The organism is Roseicyclus sp., assembly GCF_018402035.1.
Classification (GTDB): Bacteria; Pseudomonadota; Alphaproteobacteria; order Rhodobacterales; family Rhodobacteraceae; genus Roseicyclus.
Genome location: NZ_JAGYJN010000002.1, coordinates 139,187 through 158,270 on the forward strand (window position 1 = coordinate 139,187; position 19,084 = coordinate 158,270).

19 protein-coding genes, 2 tRNA genes and 4 pseudogenes are annotated in these 19,084 nt (G+C 59.7%); 20 read left to right on the forward strand and 5 right to left on the reverse strand.

Annotated features, from left to right (window positions below):
- Nucleotides 1-6: 6 nt before the first annotated feature.
- From KG698_RS04780 to KG698_RS04795, 4 genes and pseudogenes are all read left to right on the forward strand, one after another.
- Nucleotides 7-167, forward strand: a pseudogene (locus KG698_RS04780) (DDE-type integrase/transposase/recombinase); the annotation flags it as partial.
- A 623-nt stretch (nucleotides 168-790) separates the two neighbouring features.
- Entirely contained in the window at nucleotides 791-1,102 is a 312-nt protein-coding gene (locus KG698_RS04785) for a co-chaperone GroES (RefSeq protein ID WP_213684430.1), read from the forward strand.
- A 47-nt stretch (nucleotides 1,103-1,149) separates the two neighbouring features.
- Nucleotides 1,150-2,778 (forward strand): annotated as a pseudogene (gene groL / locus KG698_RS04790) (chaperonin GroEL).
- Nucleotides 2,779-2,955: 177 nt separating this feature from the next.
- On the forward strand, nucleotides 2,956-3,174 hold the full coding sequence (locus KG698_RS04795; protein WP_213684431.1) for a hypothetical protein: 219 nt from the start codon (nucleotides 2,956-2,958) through the stop codon (nucleotides 3,172-3,174).
- A gap of 314 nt (nucleotides 3,175-3,488) precedes the next feature.
- On the opposite strand, the gene KG698_RS04800 is transcribed toward KG698_RS04795, so the two are convergent.
- Nucleotides 3,489-4,316, reverse strand: coding sequence for a TIGR01459 family HAD-type hydrolase (locus KG698_RS04800; RefSeq protein ID WP_213684432.1), 828 nt, complete (start codon nucleotides 4,314-4,316; stop codon nucleotides 3,489-3,491).
- Between the two features lie 295 nt (nucleotides 4,317-4,611).
- Between KG698_RS04800 and KG698_RS15495 the strand changes: the two genes are divergently transcribed.
- Together KG698_RS15495 and KG698_RS15500 are read left to right on the forward strand one after the other, a co-directional pair.
- Nucleotides 4,612-5,019 carry a hypothetical protein gene (locus KG698_RS15495; RefSeq protein WP_300982915.1) on the forward strand — a complete coding sequence of 136 codons (408 nt, stop codon included), beginning with the start codon at nucleotides 4,612-4,614 and terminating at the stop codon, nucleotides 5,017-5,019.
- Nucleotides 5,020-5,032: 13 nt separating this feature from the next.
- On the forward strand, nucleotides 5,033-5,383 hold the full coding sequence (locus KG698_RS15500; protein WP_300982916.1) for an aminotransferase class V-fold PLP-dependent enzyme: 351 nt from the start codon (nucleotides 5,033-5,035) through the stop codon (nucleotides 5,381-5,383).
- Between the two features lie 370 nt (nucleotides 5,384-5,753).
- Here KG698_RS15500 and KG698_RS15505 read toward each other — a convergent pair whose 3' ends face one another.
- Nucleotides 5,754-6,197 (reverse strand): hypothetical protein, encoded by a 444-nt coding sequence (locus KG698_RS15505; protein ID WP_300983021.1) that lies wholly within the window; start codon nucleotides 6,195-6,197, stop codon nucleotides 5,754-5,756.
- Here KG698_RS15505 and KG698_RS15810 point away from each other — a divergent pair.
- The 4 genes and pseudogenes from KG698_RS15810 to KG698_RS15525 all read left to right on the forward strand — a co-directional run.
- A pseudogene (locus KG698_RS15810) lies at nucleotides 6,099-6,314 on the forward strand (CDP-alcohol phosphatidyltransferase family protein); the annotation flags it as partial. The gene KG698_RS15505 and the pseudogene KG698_RS15810 overlap by 99 nt on opposite strands.
- Before the next feature lie 28 nt (nucleotides 6,315-6,342).
- The gene (locus tag KG698_RS15815) at nucleotides 6,343-6,702 is read left to right on the forward strand and encodes a hypothetical protein (RefSeq protein ID WP_367114052.1); all 360 of its coding nucleotides are present in this window, start codon (nucleotides 6,343-6,345) and stop codon (nucleotides 6,700-6,702) included.
- Between the two features lie 34 nt (nucleotides 6,703-6,736).
- A complete protein-coding gene (locus tag KG698_RS15520) occupies nucleotides 6,737-6,904 on the forward strand; it encodes a sugar phosphate nucleotidyltransferase (protein ID WP_300982918.1) in 168 nt (55 codons plus the stop codon).
- Nucleotides 6,905-6,943: 39 nt separating this feature from the next.
- Nucleotides 6,944-7,315 carry a hypothetical protein gene (locus KG698_RS15525; RefSeq protein WP_300982919.1) on the forward strand — a complete coding sequence of 124 codons (372 nt, stop codon included), beginning with the start codon at nucleotides 6,944-6,946 and terminating at the stop codon, nucleotides 7,313-7,315.
- Between the two features lie 866 nt (nucleotides 7,316-8,181).
- On the opposite strand, the gene KG698_RS04820 is transcribed toward KG698_RS15525, so the two are convergent.
- Nucleotides 8,182-8,271 (reverse strand) — tRNA-Ser (locus KG698_RS04820).
- Between the two features lie 250 nt (nucleotides 8,272-8,521).
- Between KG698_RS04820 and KG698_RS04825 the strand changes: the two genes are divergently transcribed.
- The 9 genes from KG698_RS04825 (at nucleotide 8,522) to KG698_RS15535 (ending at nucleotide 17,026) form a co-directional block, all read left to right on the forward strand.
- Nucleotides 8,522-9,406: an SPOR domain-containing protein gene (locus KG698_RS04825; protein ID WP_300982920.1), complete on the forward strand. Its 885-nt coding sequence runs from the start codon at nucleotides 8,522-8,524 to the stop codon at nucleotides 9,404-9,406.
- A gap of 67 nt (nucleotides 9,407-9,473) precedes the next feature.
- Nucleotides 9,474-10,631: a D-alanyl-D-alanine carboxypeptidase family protein gene (locus KG698_RS04830; protein WP_367114039.1), complete on the forward strand. Its 1,158-nt coding sequence runs from the start codon at nucleotides 9,474-9,476 to the stop codon at nucleotides 10,629-10,631.
- Nucleotides 10,628-11,260 carry a dTMP kinase gene (gene tmk, locus KG698_RS04835; RefSeq protein ID WP_213684435.1) on the forward strand — a complete coding sequence of 211 codons (633 nt, stop codon included), beginning with the start codon at nucleotides 10,628-10,630 and terminating at the stop codon, nucleotides 11,258-11,260. The genes KG698_RS04830 and tmk overlap by 4 nt, the downstream gene beginning before the upstream one ends.
- Before the next feature lie 211 nt (nucleotides 11,261-11,471).
- Nucleotides 11,472-12,590, forward strand: a complete 1,119-nt coding sequence (locus KG698_RS04840; protein ID WP_213684436.1) for a DNA polymerase III subunit delta' — start codon at nucleotides 11,472-11,474, stop codon at nucleotides 12,588-12,590.
- Between the two features lie 19 nt (nucleotides 12,591-12,609).
- A complete protein-coding gene (locus KG698_RS04845; RefSeq protein ID WP_213684437.1) occupies nucleotides 12,610-13,419 on the forward strand; it encodes a TatD family hydrolase in 810 nt (269 codons plus the stop codon).
- A 4-nt stretch (nucleotides 13,420-13,423) separates the two neighbouring features.
- Nucleotides 13,424-14,221 (forward strand): MBL fold metallo-hydrolase, encoded by a 798-nt coding sequence (locus tag KG698_RS04850; RefSeq protein WP_213684438.1) that lies wholly within the window; start codon nucleotides 13,424-13,426, stop codon nucleotides 14,219-14,221.
- 3 nt (nucleotides 14,222-14,224) lie between these two features.
- Nucleotides 14,225-15,154, forward strand: coding sequence for an AEC family transporter (locus KG698_RS04855; protein ID WP_213684439.1), 930 nt, complete (start codon nucleotides 14,225-14,227; stop codon nucleotides 15,152-15,154).
- Nucleotides 15,155-15,329: 175 nt separating this feature from the next.
- Complete coding sequence (locus KG698_RS15530) at nucleotides 15,330-16,433, forward strand: ABC transporter transmembrane domain-containing protein (protein WP_367114040.1); 1,104 nt, start codon at nucleotides 15,330-15,332, stop codon at nucleotides 16,431-16,433.
- On the forward strand, nucleotides 16,385-17,026 hold the full coding sequence (locus KG698_RS15535) for an ABC transporter ATP-binding protein (RefSeq protein ID WP_367114050.1): 642 nt from the start codon (nucleotides 16,385-16,387) through the stop codon (nucleotides 17,024-17,026). The genes KG698_RS15530 and KG698_RS15535 overlap by 49 nt, the downstream gene beginning before the upstream one ends.
- A gap of 9 nt (nucleotides 17,027-17,035) precedes the next feature.
- Here KG698_RS15535 and KG698_RS04865 read toward each other — a convergent pair whose 3' ends face one another.
- Nucleotides 17,036-17,878: a fumarylacetoacetate hydrolase family protein gene (locus KG698_RS04865; protein WP_213684440.1), complete on the reverse strand. Its 843-nt coding sequence runs from the start codon at nucleotides 17,876-17,878 to the stop codon at nucleotides 17,036-17,038.
- 134 nt (nucleotides 17,879-18,012) lie between these two features.
- Nucleotides 18,013-18,099 (reverse strand) — tRNA-Leu (locus KG698_RS04870).
- A 189-nt stretch (nucleotides 18,100-18,288) separates the two neighbouring features.
- Here KG698_RS04870 and lipB point away from each other — a divergent pair.
- Nucleotides 18,289-18,951: pseudogene (lipB, locus tag KG698_RS04875) on the forward strand (lipoyl(octanoyl) transferase LipB); the annotation flags it as partial.
- Between the last annotated feature and the right edge of the window lie 133 nt (nucleotides 18,952-19,084).

A 19,084-nucleotide genomic window follows, 5' to 3' on the forward strand; every position in this document is an offset into this window, starting at 1 on the left:
GTGCCGGCCCCCGACCAATTCTGGGTCACCGATACCACCTATATCCGCACCACGAAGGGTTCTTGTATCTCGCGGTGGTGATCGATCTGTTTTCCCGACGTGCCATTGGTTGGTCGATGCAGGGTCGGACCTACACCGACCTGCCGCTGCAAGCCCTGCTCACGGCCGACTGAAACTGCAAGGCGTTTAGCAAACTAGGGGCTGTTCAGGGGCTGGAGGATTACCTGGAAACCAAAACGCTTCATGGTCTGGGCTTAACAGGTCTTGTCCGAACTCTTTTGGCACGCTCTGTTTATTGTTGCTGAGAAATGATGAGGTGAATACCCTCTCCTGACGGCATCGCAATGTGCCACACTGAGAATAGCAGAAGGTCACTTTGCCCCCGCTTGATACATGAATTCCCGCAGCCGCTCTCTGACCCTTCCTCTACCCCTATCAAACGCTGAACTGCCCACTCTGATCGGTGATCCTACGCTCGATGCGCACTGCGGTTTCCTCAGCATCGATGCACTCGGAGGATCTTGGCCTGCTCGGCGTCGAATGCGATCGCTTCGTCGTGGCTCTCTGTCTAATGGTTCAGGGCTGTGGTGATGTCATGCCCTGAGCCTCATGGCAATGTCCGCGATATCCATGCGGAGGGATGCTGGAGCTGTTTTCTGTCGAGTTGGCAAACCAGCGCGACTCCGAGTGGCTTGTTATCAGGGTCCAAAGAGCATATCTCATGCAAGGTCACTCGGTGCACACGGGTGAAAAGCATACATCCCCAAATTATTATCAAGGAGTTCAGACCATGAACTTTCTACCCCTGCACGACCGGGTGCTTGTCCGTCGCATTGCAGGCGAGGAGAAGACCAAAGGTGGTCTGATCATCCCCGACAATGCGAAAGAAAAGCCTGCTGAGGGCGAAGTCATTGCCTGCGGCCCGGGCGCTCGAAAGGATTCTGGCGAGTTGATCGAGATGGCAGTGAAGGCCGGCGAACGTGTACTGTTCGGCAAGTGGTCGGGCACCGAGGTCATGATCGACGGTGAAGAGCTGATGATCATGAAGGAATCTGACATCCTGGGGATCATAGACATCAAGGCCGCCTCGCAAGCCGCCTGAACCCAACGCGACACATCCAAAGAAATTTGAGACATCAGGAGCTGGCAATGGCCAAAGACGTCAAATTCAACACGGAAGCCCGCGAAAGCATGCTTAGGGGGTGAACACTCTCGCCAATGCGGTCAAGGTGACCCTTGGTCCGAAAGGCCGCAACGTAATCATCGACAAGAGCTACGGGGCCCCGCGGATCACCAAGGACGGCGTCACTGTCGCCAAGGAAATCGAGCTGGAAGACAAGTTCGAGAACATGGGCGCCCAGATGGTCAAAGAGGTTGCCTCCCGCACCAATGACGAGGCTGGCGACGGCACAACCACCGCTACTGTGCTCGCCCAGGCGATTATCCGGGAAGGCATGAAGTCAGTAGCTTCCGGCATGAATCCTATGGACCTCAAGCGCGGCATCGACCTCGCGACACTCAAGGTGGTCGAAGCGATCCGCAAGGCGGCCCGCCCGGTAAACGACACCGCCGAAATCGCACAGGTTGGCATCAATCGCAGCCAACGGCGAGACCGAAATCGGTCGCCAGATCGCCGACGCGATGCAGAAGGTTGGTAATGACGGTGTCATCACCGTCGAAGAGAACAAGGGTCTCGAGACTGAAACAGATGTCGTCGAAGGAATGCAATTCGATCGCGGCTATCTTTCTCCCTATTTCATAACCAACGCTGAGAAGATGACCGTCGAGCTTGAAGATGTAATCATCCTGCTGCACGAGAAGAAACTTTCGTCGCTGCAGTCAATGGTGCCTCTTCTCGAGCAGGTAATTCAATCCAGCAAGCCGCTGTTGATTATTTCGGAAGATGTCGAAGGCGAGGCGCTGGCGACACTCGTGGTAAACAAGCTACGTGGTGGCCTCAAGATCGCTGCAGTGAAGGCCCCCGGGTTTGGTGACCGCCGCAAGGCCATGTTGCAGGACATTGCGATCGTAACCGGTGGCCAGGTAATTTCTGAAGACCTCGGGATGAAGCTGGAATCCGTCACGATCAACATGCTCGGCTCCGCGAAGCGCGTCACAATTACGAAGGACGAGACTACGATCATAGACGGCGCTGGTGCCAAAGCCGAAATTGAGATCGCGGGTCACGCAGCTCCGGGGGCAGATCGAAGAGACCACCTCGGATTACGACAAAGAAAAGCTGCAGGAACGCATGGCCAAGCTGGCTGGCGGTGTCGCGGTGATCCGCGTCGGCGGCATGACCGAGACAGAGGTGAAGGAGCGCAAGGATCGCGTCGACGACGCGCTGAATGCGACTCGCGCCGCGGTTGAAGAGAGGGTATTGTCGTCGGTGGTGGCGTGGCTCTGGTGCAGGGTGCAAAGGCGCTCGACGGCCTGAAGGGCGAAAACCTGGATCAGGATGCAGGCATTCAGATCATACGAAAGGCGCTGGAAGCCCCACTTCGCCAGATCGCCGACAACGCAGGAGTAGACGGTTCGGTGGTCGCCGGCAAGATCCGCGAAAGCGACGACGTGACCTTCGGCTTCAATGCGCAGACCGAGGAATATGGCGACATGTTCAAGTTCGGCGTAATCGACCCGGCCAAAGTGGTGCGCACAGCGCTTCAGGATGCAGCCTCGGTCGCTGGTTTGCTGGTCACCACCGAAGCCATGATCGCCGACAAGCCGTCCAAGGTGAGCGCTGGCGGTGGCATGGGTGATATGGGCGGTATGATGTAGTCGTGGACTGACCGCAAAAGCTCAGGGCTCGCGGCAGCGGGCCCTTTTTGCCGTTTGCAGAGCGTATGTGCGCATCCTTTCAAGTAAAACGCATCAACTACTCATAAAACTTAGGGAACCCGCTTCAAATGCGGCACAGAACGCTTTCCGTGCTGGTTTGGACGCCATCGGCCGGGCATGGGCCTGGCGGCGGCGGATGGAACCGATGAGTTCGCCACCATTCAGGAACTGGCCGACGCCGTTGGACTGGCGGAACGCCATATCAGCCGGCAGCGAAGGTTGGCGTACCTCGCACTGGAGGTGGTGAAGCGTCTGACCTATGGGCGCGAGGCCCTCAGCCTGCCAGCCTTTACGACCTGTGTTTTCTGGCGGCGGAGCCTTGGGAGGAGCAGGTGAGGCAGGCGCTTGGGGACCGCGCAGACAGATCGACGTGACGCGCCCCTTACCTGCCGGTCGGCCACGCCCCATGCTGCATGGCCGCGTTCGCCAGAAGCAGAAATTGGCCAGCGCTGCAGCATTCTTGCGGTGCGGATGACCTGCAGTTCGGGACAAAGGATGAATTCGCCGCTTCACTACCAGTGATGGGTGGCGTCACATTACAACCAGCAACAGCAAAGCAGATCCTACTGTGATTAAGGCCAGCAGATTGGTCTGCTGTTCCATCCTCTCCGTTCAGGTCCAGCGCAATTGATTGCAAATTCCGGCAAGAACTACTTCGGTATTTTGTTGCCTGATGAGGCTGCGTGCACGCGCCAGGTTCTCTGGGTTTCGCATATCGCCCATTTCATCAGAATGAATACCCCCGCAATAAAGTAGGCATTGAACCTGTTCTGAGCAGCACCTTTGATATCTGTGGGTAAGCCATCACCTACTGCAAGAATTCGGCCTTTTGAAAGCTTTCGACCTGCCGCTGTGGTCATGCGCGCCATGGCTGCAACGTAGATCGGGGCCTCCGGCTTGCCGGCGTGAGTGACTTTCCCGCCGAGGTCGGAATAGAGCCGCGCGATTGATCCCGCGCAGATGACCATGCGGGTGCCACTTTTCACGACCAGGTCGGGGTTGGCGCAGATCACTTCGACCCCGCGATCACGCATTTCGGTGAGCAATGCTTCATAGATTTCTGCGCTTTCGATCCCGTCATCCAGGGGACCGGTCAACAGGCACAGCTTGCCATCTGCACAGTCGACAATCGGATTGGCTAAACCCTCCAAAATCGACCTATCCCTCGCAGGACCGAAGTGAAACAAGGGTGTTTCAGGTTGTTCATGCAACAGCAACTTGGTGACGTCCCCTGAGGTGACAACCGCATCGAAGGCCTCACGTGGCACGCCAAGTCGGTCTAGTTGCGAATAAATGATCTGATTGCACCTTGGAGCATTGGTGATCAGAATGACTTTGCCGCCCTGTTCCCGATACCTGCAAAGGGCATCTACCGCATCCGGGAATGCGGCGACGCCGTTGTGAAGAACGCCCCAGATGTCGCAAAACAAGCCATCATAACAGGTGGCGAGGTCGCGAAGTGGCATAAGTTTGGCCATTTAACCTATAGTCCTGGGGCGCTAAGCGCCCTGAGTCAAGTGCGGCAATGATCGTTTGCTATTTGCCTTGTCGTTCTGTAGGAATGAAGCTTCGCGATCAAACAGGATCGTGACCAGCGTGTGAATTAATCGTTTGCTTCGCGCACCCTGCCTGCATTTTTCTACACTTGAACCTACTATTTAACCGGCCAGAACGGCGCTGGGTTCTTTGGTGGCAAGAGGCTCCTATCCACAAAATCTGTGGAAATAGGCCGTATTTCAATCAGTCAGCGTTCAATTTTGGACGATGCTTCACATGGCATCTCTTCAGGCCGTGTTCTCGAAATCGATTTGTGCCCTCTCGATGTTCACGCTCGCCTCTCGCACGTGGAGATATCATGGGTGTGGCGGCTATTTGTCAAAAGGCATGAAGCCGAAAGAGATTGAAACTGCTTTGGACAAATATCTGCTATTTACGCCCGGCCCGGTCAATGTGGCCGCCTCACTTCGCCATGCAATCTGCAAAGAAGACATATGCCACCGCGAAGCTGACTTTGACAACTTGCTGGAGAGCCTAGAGCAAAAGCTGCTTTCTGTGCTTCAGATCCAAAACCGCGACAGCTATCGCGCCGTTGTCATAACTGGCTCAGGCACTGCGGCAAACGAGGCGATCCTATCGTCTGTCGTTGGGAACGGCGCAATCTTGATCCTGTCAGAATGGTGAATTTGGCGAGCGTTTGCACAAAACCTCGCTGATCCACAACCAAGACACCCATGTTCTACAGCAGCCCTGGGGGATGCCTTTCGACACCGACCAGATCTCCACCTATCTTGCCGCGCATAAAATCGATGTGGTCGCGATGGTGCATCACGAGACCAGCTCGGGAATGCTGAACCCACTTGCAGTGATCGGTAATCTGGCCAGGGCCAATGGCGCGATCTTTGTTGTGGACGGCGTCAGCTCCGTCGGCGCGGAAGCCATTGATATGGAAGGTTGCAACATTGCCTTTTGTTCCAGTTCTAGCTCCAAGGCAATTGGGTCCTATCCCGGACTGTCCTTTTGTTATTGGGCACAAGGCCCAGTTTGAAAAGCTAAAACTACATGCCGCAAAGACAACATATCTGAATCTTGCGACTTTTTATAGCTTTTTGGAGAAGCACAGCCAGACGCCTAACACGCCCGCCGTTCCGCTGTTTTTCGCCTTCGAACAAGCACTGACTGACATTTTGTCCGAAGGCGTCACCACGCGTTTCGCCCGAATACGCGCCCGGGCAGACCAACTAAGGGATGGTATGCGAAAGTTGAACCTCGAGTTCCTTCTTGACGAAGCGGAGATGTGCGCGATCCTGACAACGGTCAAAGTGCCTTCGTCGATCTCGGTTCGAGATTTGCGGGAAAAACTGCGTAAAATCAATCATCATCTACGAAGGCAAAGGTTGTTTTGCAGGGAAAGTCTTTCAGGTCGGCAATATCGGCACGTTGTCGGACCATGACATTTGGTTCTTCCTCGACACGTTGAGAAACGTATTGCTTGAGTTGCAGGCGCAGGCGGCCGTAGGCATCGCCCCGATCAGGCCAAGAATCGCGGGCCGGACCATTCGGGGTCTGACAGAGCCAAGGCTGGCCAAGGTCGGATTGTGAAGGACAAGATCACCCGCCTTTGGGCAACGAAAACCAAAGATGACGAATGGTGGTCTTCCTTTGTCACAGCACCCCTTGCGATCGCGGCAAATTACTTTGCCGTTGATGTCCCCGCGATCACGCCAAACCGTATCACTGCCGCATCCTTCGCGATTGCCGTGGTGGCGAGCATTGGTATCTTGGCCGGTGGCCTGGGCTGGTTCGTTGCAGCGGCCGTCTTGATACAGATTAGCCACGTCCTCGACTGTATGGACGGTCAAATGGCGCGCTACCGCAAGGTATCTTCACCCTTTGGCAGCTATTTGGACCGATTGACAGACCAGGTTCAGGTGACACTTTGGTTCGGAGCGGTTGGTTATGCGGCTTATGCGCAGTCACTAAGTGCCGTTCCGGTCTTCCCTTGCTATGATTGGCATCTCTTTCTATGGGCTGCGCGGCTATGTGAAATACATTGCGCTCGAGATCGAAACATCGCTCGATCCAGATTATCCGGCGAAACTTGCGCAACAGAGACACCGGGAACCTTCAGCAGGTCTGGGCTTTGGCGCCACCGCCAACGTTAAATGGTTTTTCTGCGAGCAGCCCAAGATCCTAGATTTTGACGAGGGCGTTTTCGTTTTCATGCTGTCAGCGGCGCTGATCTTAGATCAGCTGACCCCAATGCTGTGGATCTTCGCTGCAAGTCAGGTGTTCTGGGGCGCCCAAAAGGCATGGCGGCACGGCATGAATATCGACGCCAACCGAAAGCTTTCAATCCAGAAATAACCTTCCACACTACTGATAGAGACAGGGCAAACCTATGATTTACAATAAAAAACCTCCGCCCGTGGCCGTCATTTTGGCCGCGGGCATTGGGTCACGCCTGAGCCCGCTGACAGACAAATCAGCCAAGTGCTTGCTGTCTGTCGGGGGCTCCGTCATCCTCGAACGCATGATCCGCAACTGCTTGAGTTGCGGAGTTTCCTAATTCGTCTTGGTCCTGGGCCATCGTGCGGACGAGCTCAAAATGTTCATCAAAAAGAACTTTCGCGGAATCCGCGTCACCTATGTGATCAATAATCAGTATCGCGACACAAACACAGGCTATTCCTTGATGCTCGCGTCATCGGCTGTCGGAGCTGCAGAATTCATCAAATTCGATGCAGACGTGGTATTCGACACAAAGATCCTGCGCGCCTTGATAGACAGCGATCTGCCCAACGTCCTGTGTATTGATCGCAATATTGCGCTTGCAGAGGAAGAAGTGAAGGTGATCGCAGATGACAACATGCGCCTTCTGGAGATCGGCAAATCATTAGACCCAAAAATGGCCTTGGGTGAATCCATCGGGATTGAGAAAATCAGCGCGGCGACGGCTCACCTGCTTTTTCCGAACTGAAGGGAATGATGGAAAGCAAAGCGCATGCACAACATTATTATGAGGCTGCATACGTGCGGTTAGTTAACAAAGGGACACCCTTTTACGCGCTGGATATAACAGGAATGAAATGGACCGAGATTGATACGGTCGAAGATTTCACCGCGGCTAACGTAATGTTTGGTTCCCCAGTCACAACTATGTCGCGCGGACAGCAAAGGGCTTTGGACAAAGCGAACGCAGATCTACTGCTTTCAGTCCAAATCTACGACAGGACAAATTGTGTGCCGTAGGTGTTTAATCCCAGCATCTGGTGGATCGGATCCACGATGAATCTGTCTGGCTCGGATGTTGATGGCATTGCAAATGAATTTGATATCGCGCAGGCGGTCCTCGAAGAGCTGTGGGACCGACTGGACCCCGCTCAACATGAAGCGTGACTAAGGTGCCTTCAGACGACTCATAGGGCTGCGGAATTTGGGCTCGGAGCTGCCTTGCAACGGTGCAGGGCGCGACCCGGTTTCCGTTGCAAGGCAACGTCTGCTCCTTGGTGTCCCCGCCAGACTGCCTCGCTGAGGCAGCGACCGTCCGCCCCCTCCCATATCGACCGCCCAGTGCCCGTCCCTCGAATTCGCAACGCATTGTGCTATCGGATGCACTTTCGAAAAGGGCGCTCGGCGGAAAACGCCAAGACACTGTAATTAAACGCTAGTTTTAAAGCGTCCTTTTGAACGCCTAGGGCGGTCGATTAGAGACAAATGCGGTTCAGAGACCGATTTTGACGGTTTTAGCAGTCTCTGGAGGGCGGTCACCACCGCCAAACCCCTTTGAAACCGAAAGAAAAAAGGGCCCTGTGAAGGCCCACCATCTGTTTCGGTAAGTGTAGGTGGCGGAGGAGGTGGGATTCGAACCCACGGTACGCTTTCACGCACGCCGGTTTTCAAGACCGGTGCCTTAAACCGCTCGGCCACTCCTCCGCTGGGCATCCCTCTAGGGGGGTATGATTGATTCTGAAAGACGCGCCGATATGGCAACACTGCGGCGCCGGCGCGTGGGTGGATTTGCAAACGGGTTTTCAGACGAGATCAAACTCGCTATCTTTCGACGCAACGAAAGCGGGCCGGATAAAAGCAACAAACCGACCCAACACACCGAGGCACAAACGAACCGAGGCACAAAATCGTGCCCACCGCGTGCGGACAGAGCAGGAACATGACCAGTATGCCCATGATTATATCGCCGGCCCGTTTCGGGGTCGCCCTTTGCGCGCTTTTCGCGCTGGCCGCATGTAGTGAGACATTCCAACCTTTCGCGGCGCTTGGCGCGCGCGCGGGACATGAGGGCGGTGCCGCCCCGATGGGGGCCACGCGGTTGATCGAGCGCGATGTCGAGGCACCCGAGATTTTTGAGGTGACCGAAGAGGGTCTTTGGGATGGGCGGCCATCGCTTGGCGGGGTGTGGGTGGCGCATCCCACCGCGACCGATCCCGAGCGTGTAATCATCCGCAACGAAGAGAACGGGCGCTTTGTCATCGGCGCCTTGTTCCGCCGCGAACGCAATAACCCGGGGCCAGAGCTGATGGTATCATCCGATGCAGCCGCCGCGCTGAACATCCTTGCGGGTGATCCAACCGCGCTTCAGGTCACCGCGCTGCGCCGCGAGGAAGTTGCCGACCCCGTCATCGCCCCCTCGCCCGAGGCCGAGGCGACATTGGCCGCAGCCACAGATGCCGATGCTGCGACACCTGCCATTACCGCCACACCGCTGGACGACCCGATGACCACGATCGCCGCTGCTGCGATCGCGCAAAGCGAGGCGGAGCGCGCGCCACCCCGGGCAGCGGTTGCCGCCGCGGCCCCGGTCACCGCCGGATCGGCGCTGCAACGCCCCTTTGTGCAAATCGGGATCTTCTCGGTCGAGGAAAACGCCAACAATACCGGCCAAGCCTTGCGCACCGCCGGTCTGATCCCCACGATTTATGATCAAACCTCCAACGGACGCCGCTTCTGGCGGGTTGTGGTCGGTCCGGCCTCGACAGCCGCCGAACGTGATGCCATTCTGGCGTCCGTGCGTGGGCTTGGCTTTGCGGATGCCTATTTCGTCACGCGCTGACGCATAGAAACGAGATATTTCAATGGCTTTTGCCTTGTTTTCCTGGACCCGGAACGCTGCCATTCTCGTGGCTCTTCTCGGCTGGTCGGTCGCGCCCGCCATGGCACAGGGCTATGACAGCGAAGCGACGGCGGCCTATGTGATCGATCATGGCTCGGGGCAGGTTTTGCTTGCGAAAAATGCCGATCAACCCTTGCCGCCTGCTTCCATGTCAAAGCTGATGACGCTGTTGATGGCCTTCGAGGCGCTCCGCGATGGGCGTCTCAGCCTTGAGACACGGGTCGCGGTCAGCGCGCATGCGATGAGCTTTGGCGGCTCGACCATGTTTCTCAACACCACCGACCGCCCTACGGTCGAGGATTTGATCCGCGGCGTGATTATCGTCTCGGGCAATGACGCCTCGGTCGCCTTGGCAGAGGCGCTTAGCCCCGATGGCACCGAGGCGGGTTTTGCGCGCATCGCGACCGAACGGGCGCGCGCGCTTGACATGGCATCGACCACGATCTTGAATGCCTCGGGCTGGCCCGCGCCGGGCCATGTGATGAGCATGCGCGATCTGGGTATCTTGGCAGAAGAGCTCATTACCGCGCATCCCGCATACTATCGCTATTTCATCGAAACAGAGTTCGATTACGAAAACCGCGCACCTGCAAACCGCTTCAACCGCAACCCGCTGTTGGGATTGGGGATTGGTGCGGATGGCCTTAAGACTGGCCATACGCAAGAGGCGGGTTTCGGCCTTGTCGGCTCGGCCGTGCAAGGCACGCGGCGGGTGACTTTTGTGATCACCGGCCTGCCATCGGCCGAGGCACGGGCACGCGAAAGCGAGCGCATCCTCAACTGGGCCTTTCGGCAATTTGTCGAACGCCAAGTCGTGACCCAAGGCACCGAGATGGCGCGCGTACCCGTCTTCATGGGCACAGGCCCCGATGTCGCGATTGCGCCCGCGCGCGATCTATCCTTGCTCTTGCCCGTGGTGGGCGAAGCACCGCTAAGCGCGGAAATGACCTATCTCAGCCCTGTGATTGCCCCGGTTGCAGCGGGCGACACACTGGGTGAGATGGTCCTGCGCTTGGGCGAAGGTGACGCGATGATCGAACATCGCATCCCGCTTTTGGCGACAGGGGATGTGCCCGAGGGCGGACTCATTGTCCGGCTGACCACGGCAATGCGTGCGGTCTTGGAAGACGTCTTTGGCCCGACCCCGCCCGCAGTGGGTGGATGAAGACGTTGACGCAAGCCCTTTTCATCAGCCTCGAGGGGATCGACGGCTCGGGCAAATCCACGCAGGCCAAAGGGCTGGCGGCGTGGCTGCAGGGCCAAGGCCGCGATCCTGTGCTGACGCGCGAGCCGGGTGGCGCACCGGGCGCCGAGGCGATCCGCCGCCTTTTGGTCGAGGGTGACCCCGACCGCTGGTCGCCAGAAACCGAGATCTTGCTCTTTACAGCCGCCCGTCGCGACCATCTGGAGCGCACGATCCGCCCCGCCTTGGCCGCAGGGCGCGATGTGATCACGGACCGCTTCGCCGATAGCACGCGGGTGTACCAAGGGGCGACGCGCGGCGATCTGCGCGGGCTGGTTGATGATATCCATGCCCGCGTGATCGGGATTGAACCCGATCTGACCTTGATCCTTGATATCGACCCCGAGATTGCCTTGGCGCGCGGGCTTGCCCGCCGCTCAGGCGAGGATCGCTTCGAGGATTTCGGCCTCGGTTTCCAAAAGAAGCTGCATGAAGGGTTTCGCGCCTTGGCCAAGGAAGCGCCGGGGCGCTGCATCTTGATCGATGCGAACCGTTCGGCCGCGGCCATCGCCGCCGATATCACCGCCGCCGTGGCAAAACGCTTGGGCTAGAGCGTGTCGCGTTTGATCAGTCCGCTGATATTCACCGCAACAGGCGAGGCAGCGTTTGCAAGGCATAACGCGTTCGCCTGTTGGGGTGAATGCGATAGAACGCGGCACGCTCTAGGCCGAAAAACACAAGTTTTTCGGTTGGGAAATCTGGAGATTTCCCACGCGGAAAACGCGCGTTTTCCGCTCCCCCAACTCGTGCTAGGACAGGTCCATGAGCGATGATCTTCTGCCAGAACCCGACCGGCTTGACGGCGCGCCCCACCCGCGCGAGACCGCACGGCTATTCGGGCAGACCGCGGCGGAAGCGGAATTTCTATCAGCCTTCAACACGGGACGTCTGCCGCATGGCTGGCTCTTGACCGGCCCCAAGGGCATCGGCAAAGCCAGCTTTGCTTGGCGCGCGGCCCGGTTCTTGCTGGCCACACCTATCGCCCAAAATGACGGGCTGTTCGGGGCGCCACCGCCGCCCGACACCCTTGATATCGCAGATGATCACCCGGTGGTGCCACGGCTAAAAGCACTGTCTGAGCCGGGGCTATGCCTGATCCGGCGCGGGCCGCGCCCCGATGGCAAGGCGCTTTCCGACGTGATCCGCGTCGAAGAGGTGCGCCGCCTGAAAAGCTTTTTCCAGATGTCGGCGGGTGGCAACGGCCGGCGGGTCGTGATCGTCGATTGCGCCGACGAGATGAACCCGAACGCCGCCAACGCACTGCTCAAAGAACTCGAAGAACCACCCGCAGATGCCGTGCTGTTCTTGATCGCGCATCGCCCCTCGGGGCTGTTGCCAACGATCCGCTCGCGCTGTCGGGTGTTGCGGTTTCAACCGCTCGGGGCCGATGATCTGCGCGCAGCACTGCAACAGGCGGGCTTTGCGCCACCGTCCGAGATGGCCGGTCTGGCCGAATTGGCGGGCGGCTCTGTCGGCACGGCGGCACGGCTTTTGTCGCAAGACGGGCTTGGGCTTTACGCAGATTTGTTGCGCTTGCTACAGGGCTTGCCGCGCCTTGACCGCCCCCTTGCCCTGCAATTGGCCGAAGCCACGGCTGGCAAACAGGGCGAAGACCGCTTCGATTTGACCCTGAACCTGCTGGATACCGCACTTGCGCGCTTGGCACGGCGCGGGGCATCTGGCACGCCCCTGCCCGAGATCGTGAAAGATGAGGATGCGCTTTTGGCGCGCCTCTCACCCAGCCCTTTGGCCGCGCGGGGATGGGCCGATTTGGCCGCGTCGCTGACCCACCGCGCAAGACGAGGGCGCGCGGTGAACCTTGACCCTGCCGCGCTCACATTCGATATGTTGCTTGAACTCGACCGGCAGGCCGCGACCTGACCCGCAACAAGATTGCCCCATGAACAACACCCTGCCCCAGATCGTCGATAGCCATTGCCATCTCGACTTTGACAGCCTTGCGGGGGAATTGCCCGAGGTTGTCGCGCGCGCAACGGCTGCGGGTGTCACGCGCATGGTCACGATCTGCACAAGGTTGCGCAACGCCCCCGCCGTGCGCGCCATCGCCGAGGGGCACGGCCCCGTTTTCTGGGCCGCAGGCACCCACCCGATGAGTGCCGCCGAGGAACCGCTAGCCACGGTTGCGGAACTGACAGCGCTGGCCAAGCATCCGAAATTCGTGGGCATCGGTGAAACCGGACTTGATTATCACTACACCGCCGACACCAAGGCGGTGCAGCAAGAAAGCCTGCGCATCCATATCGCGGCGGCGCGCGAAACTGGCTTGCCGCTGATCATCCATGCCCGCGACGCGGATGCGGATATGGCGCGCATCTTGACCGATGAATATCGCGCAGGCGCCTATTCTTGTGTGATGCATTGCTTCAGCTCGACCCCGGCCTTGGCGCAAGCGGCCCTTGATCTGGGTTTTTACCTGTCGATGTCGGGCATCGCGGCCTTTCCCAAGTCGCAGGAATTGCGCGATATTTTCGCCGCTGCCCCGGTTGAGCGGGTCTTGTTGGAAACCGACAGCCCCTATCTGGCCCCGCCCCCCCATCGCGGCAAACGCAACGAGCCCGCCTATACCGCGCTGACAGCCAAGATCGGCGCCGAGGTCTTTGGGCTTAGCTATGCCGATTTCGCGCGTCAGACCTCGGCCAATTTCGACCGGCTGTTCTGGAAAGCCGCCGCTTGGGCAAAGGCCGCGTAAGCCGATGGCCAAGATGATCTTCACAATCTTGGGCTGCGGGTCATCGGGCGGCGTGCCGCGTTTGGGCGGGGAATGGGGCGATTGCGACCCGACCAACCCCAAGAACAACCGCCGCCGCTGCTCGCTTCTGATCCAGCGCCGCGAGGGGGAGGGCGAGACCGCCGTTTTGATCGACACCTCGCCCGATCTGCGCGCGCAATTGCTTGATGCGGGTATCGGGCGGCTTGATGGGGTGGTCTATACCCATGCCCATGCCGATCATGTCCATGGCCTCGATGATCTGCGGATGATCGTGTTCAACATGCGCAAGCGCTTGGGCGTCTGGGCGGATGGGGCAACGCAAAACGATCTCATCAGCCGCTTTGGTTACGCCTTTGTGCAGCCGCCCGGCTCGGCCTATCCGCCGATCCTCGATCTGAACGCGATCGACGGCGATGTGGTGATTGATGGCCCCGGCGGCGCGATCCGGCTGACCCCTTTCGAGGTCACGCATGGCAATATCCATGCGCTTGGCTTTCGCATTGGCGATCTGGCCTATCTGCCCGATGTCTCGGATATCCCTGAGGACGCCTGGCCGCTGTTGGACAACCTTGACTACTGGATCATCGACGCGCTGCGCCGCACGCCGCACCCCAGCCATGCCCATCTGGCGCGGACGCTGGAATGGATCGCGCGGGCAAAGCCGCGCCATGCGATCTTGACGAATATGCATATCGATCTCGACCATGCCACGCTGGTGGCCGAGACACCCGATCACATCATGCCCGCCCATGACGGCATGACCATCAGCATCGAGGTCTAGGGATTGGGCGATATCCTGACCATCGTGCTGCCTGTCTTTCTTGTCGTGGCAGCAGGTTACGGCGCTGTTTGGGCCAAGCTCTTCTCGGATGCGGCAGTCGATGGGCTGATGTCTTTCGCCCAGAAATTCGCCATTCCCTGCCTGCTTTTCGCGGCGATCTCGACCCTCGATCTGGGCCGGGATTTCGACCTTGGGCTGATGCTGAGCTATTACAGCGGCTCGATCATCTGCTTTTTCGCGGGGCTGTTTGGCGCGCGGCTTATCTTTGGCCGCCCGTGGGAAGATAGCGTCGCCATCGGCTTTTGCGCGCTTTTCGCCAATTCCGTGCTCTTGGGCCTTGCGGTGGGCGAGCGGGCTTATGGTATCGACAGCCTTGGGCCGAATTACGCCATCATCGCGCTGCATGCGCCGGTTTGCTACATTCTCGGCATCGTCACGATGGAGATTGTGCGCGCACAGACAGGCGGTGTGGCCCTGATCCGCACGGTGACGCGGGCGATTTTTCGTAATGCGCTGATGATCGGGATCGGTCTTGGCTTTGCGGTCAATCTCAGCGGCATCGCGGTGCCCGCAATCCTTGACGAGGCGGTCGCCCTGATCATGCGGGCAGCATTGCCTGCGGCCTTGTTCGGCTTGGGCGGTGTGCTTTACCGCTACAAGCCCGAGGGTGATGCCGGCGTGATTGCCATGATCTGTGCTATTTCACTGGTCTTGCATCCAGCCATCGCATGGAGCTTGGGCAAAACCATAGGGGGCTTGAGCCAAGAGCAGCTGCGCGCCGCCGTGGTCACGGCTGCAATGGCCCCCGGCGTCAATACCTATATCTTTGCCGATATGTATGGTGCCGCGCGGCGGGTCGTTGCCTCCTCTATCTTGATCGGCACGGGGCTCACGGTTGTCACCGGCTCGGCTTGGATATTGCTTGTGGGCTAGCTGTTGCTTGCCGCGCCGCCCTGCTTGGCGTAAGGGGCGGGTGTTGTTGCGACGATACGCCTAACGCCGGAGCGGACCGCCCTGCCCAACCCATCCGACATCGAGACGGAGCAGACCACGCGACCTGTCGCCTCCGTCCGGGCATTTGCTGGGCCGATTGTGGCGCGAGCATGTGATGGGCCATTGGCCCCGGCTGGTCATTGCCGCTGTGCTGATGTCGATTGAGGGTGCCGCCTTGGGGGCGCTGGCCTATCTGATCCAACCGCTTTTCGATGATCTTTTCGCTGCCAGCGATATGGCGGGTGTGGGTTGGGTCGCCTTGGCGATCTCCGCCGTGTTCGGCCTGCGCGCCGTTGCGGGGTTTGGGCAACGGCTGATCGTCGTGTCCATTGGCCTCAAGGTCACAACCGCGCTGCAATCGCGGCTCTTGCGGCATCTGTTGTCCCTTGATCTGGCCTATTTCCGCACCACCCCGCCCGGCGCGCTGATCGAGCGGGTGCGCGGCGACACATTGGCCCTGCAAGGGCTGGCCGCGACCACGGTGATGTCGCTGGGGCGCGACACGATCACCTTCGCCTCGCTGTTGACGGTGATGCTGATCAACGATTGGCGCTGGACGCTGCTTGCCCTGATCGGCCTGCCCTTGCTGGTTTTGCCGATGCTGGGGCTGCAACGCTATATCCGCAGCACGACGGGTGCCAGCCGCGAGGCGGCAGCGCGCCTTTCCACGCAATTGGACGAGATTTTTCACGGCATCCAGTCGATCAAGCTCAACCGGCTGGAACGCCATGAGACCGGCCGCTTCGAGGGCGAGGTGCGCCATTTCCTGCGCGAAGCCTTGCGCGCCCAGCGCGGGCTGGCCGCCAACCCCGCAATGATCGATCTGATCGCCGCGGCGGGGTTTGTTGCCGTGCTGTACTACGGCGGCGCGCAGATCATCGCAGGCGAGAAATCAGTTGGGCAGTTCATGTCCTTTTTCACCGCACTTGCGCTGATCTTTGACCCGCTGCGCCGCTTGTCGAACATCGCGGGCCAGTTGCAGGCCGGTGTCGCCTCGCTCGCACGGCTTTACGAGGTGCTCGAGGCCAAACCGACGATCCTGCCCCCTGCCGCCCCTCGCCCGGTGCAGCAAGGTGCCATTTGTTTCGAAGATGTGCATTTCGGCTATGGCGATACGGCCGTGCTGCGCAGGGCTGAGCTTTACAGCGCGCCGAGGGCAAGACCACCGCCATCGTCGGCCCATCGGGTGCGGGCAAGACCACGGTCTTCGCCCTGCTGACACGGTTGGTCGATGCGGACTGCGGCCAGATCACCATCGCGGATCAACCTGTCGATCAGCTTGACCTTGACGGGCTGCGCGATGGGATCGCGATGGTGGGCCAAGAAACCGCGCTGTTTGACGCGACGATTGCCGAGAATATCCGGCTCGGGCGGCTTGATGCCACCCCCGAGGCGGTGCGCGCAGCGGCGGATGCGGCATCGGTGATGGAGTTCGCAGCCGCCCTTCCCTTGGGCCTTGATACACCCGTCGGCCCACGCGGCAGTGCGCTGTCGGGCGGTCAGCGCCAGCGCGTCACCATCGCGCGCGCCATGCTCAAGGCCGCGCCCATTTTGCTGTTGGATGAGCCGACATCGGCGCTTGACGCGCGCTCGGAGCAGCTTGTGCAAGAGGCGCTGACCCGGCTCAGCGCCGGGCGCACCACGCTGGTGATCGCGCATCGCCTGTCCACCATCCGCGACGCCGACCTGATCGTGGTGATCGACCGTGGCCGCGTGATCGAGCAAGGCACCCATGCCGAGTTGATGGCCCTCAACGGTGCCTATGCAAGGCTCGAGGCGCTGCAATCGGCGGGTCTGATGCCCGTCTTGTAAGCTGCGCTTTCAGACGTCTTGCACGATATTGGATTGCGCGCCCAGGCCAGCGATCGACAGCGTCACCCGCTCGCCACCTTTCAGGTAACGCGGCGGCTTCATCCCCATGCCGACGCCGGGCGGCGTGCCAGTGACGATCAGATCGCCCGCCTCCAGCAGCACGAAACGGCTGAGATATTCGACGATATGGGCCACGCCAAAGATCATGGTCGCGGTCGTGCCGCGCTGCATCACCGCACCATCGACGCTGAGTTCCATGGCGAGGTTTTGCGGATCGGGGATGTCATCGCGCGTCACCAGCACCGGGCCGCAGGGGCAGAAGGACGGATAGCTTTTGCCCTTGGACCACTGGCCGCCGCGCTCGGTCTGCCATTCGCGTTCCGAGATGTCATTGGCCGCAACATAGCCAAAGACATGATCCATCGCCGCCTCAGGCGCGATGCCCAGCGCGGGCTTGCCGATGATCACGCCCAGCTCCACCTCCCAATCAAGCTTGTTGGCGTGGGCGGGGCGCAAGATCGGGTCGTTGGGGCCGCACAGCGTGCTGCCGGGCTTTGTGAACAAGATCGGCTCGGCTGGCACGGGCATGCCCGCCTCGGCCGCATGGTCGGAATAATTCAGCCCGATGCACCAGATATTGCGCGGCCGCGCGATGGGCGCGCCGATGCGCTGGCCAGTGATATCGACCACCGGCAAAGCGGCCAGATCGACACCCGCCAGACGCGCAGCCAGATCGGCCAAGCTATCGGGGCCGATATCTGCGACAAGACCTGTCAGATCGCGCCAGCTTTGATCTTGTGCCTGCACCACGGGGCGTTCCGCCCCAACCGCTCCGACCCGCATGAACCGCATGATGTCCCCCTGCCTGAAATCTGGGGCGATGGTTAAACACCGGCGAGGCCCGTGTCACGGGGCGAAATCGTTTTGGTTTCGGGGTTTGGGTCTTTCCCGCCGCGCGGCACAAAGGCCGCGCTGGCAGGATAGATTGGTGCGGTCGAGAGGACTCGAACCTCCACGGGAGTTACCCCACAGCGACCTCAACGCTGCGCGTCTACCAATTCCGCCACGACCGCACATGACAGGTAGTCGGCGTCGTGTAGCCGAGCCATCTGACCTTGAAAAGGGGGGAGGCGATATTTTTCCATTGATCGCGCGTGCGGATATGCAGGCCGCACCTTGCCACAGGTCGCAGCGGCGTTTTCCTTGCGTGTTGCCCATGTTAATGAAGCTGCGGCGCAAGGTAGGCCAAGCAGAAAGGCAAGACATTGGTCGCATGGATCAGATCAGAGGGCTTGGTCGATTACGACGCGGCGCTTGCGTGGATGCAAGAGCGCGCCACAGCCATTGCGGCGGGCACGGCTGAGGAGGCGATCTGGCTACTCGAGCACCCGCCGCTTTATACCGCCGGCACATCGGCCAAGCGCGACGATTTGAAAGACCCCGAACGCTTTCCAGTGTTTGAGACACGGCGCGGTGGGCAATACACCTATCACGGCCCCGGTCAGCGCGTGGTCTATGTGATGCTCGACCTCAACCGGCGCGGGCGCGATGTGCGCGCCTTTGTCCAAGCGCTCGAGGCTTGGGTGATCGCCGCGCTTGATGAATTCAACATCAAGGGCGAGATCCGCCCCGGTCGCGTCGGCGTCTGGGTCGCGCGCGCCGACAAGCCCGCCCTGCCCGATGGCACCCCGCGTGAGGACAAGATCGCGGCCATCGGAGTGCGACTCAGCAAATGGGTCAGCACCCATGGTCTGGCGATCAACCATGACCCCGATCTGGCGCATTTCGACGGCATCGTGCCGTGCGGGATCACAGGCCATGGTGTCACCAGCCTTGTCGATCTGGGGCTGCCGGTCACGATGGATGACCTCGACCTTGCGCTGGAGCGCAGTTTTCACAAGGTCTTCACGCAATCAGCGCCCTGATCCGGCCATCGGCGGCCAGTACAAGGCGCATTTGCGCTGCGCCTTGATCTGAGACAATTTTCCTCACCCCAAAGCGCGACTGATTGACGCCAACAACATTGCGGCACTGACATCACCGCCCTAGAAGGGCATT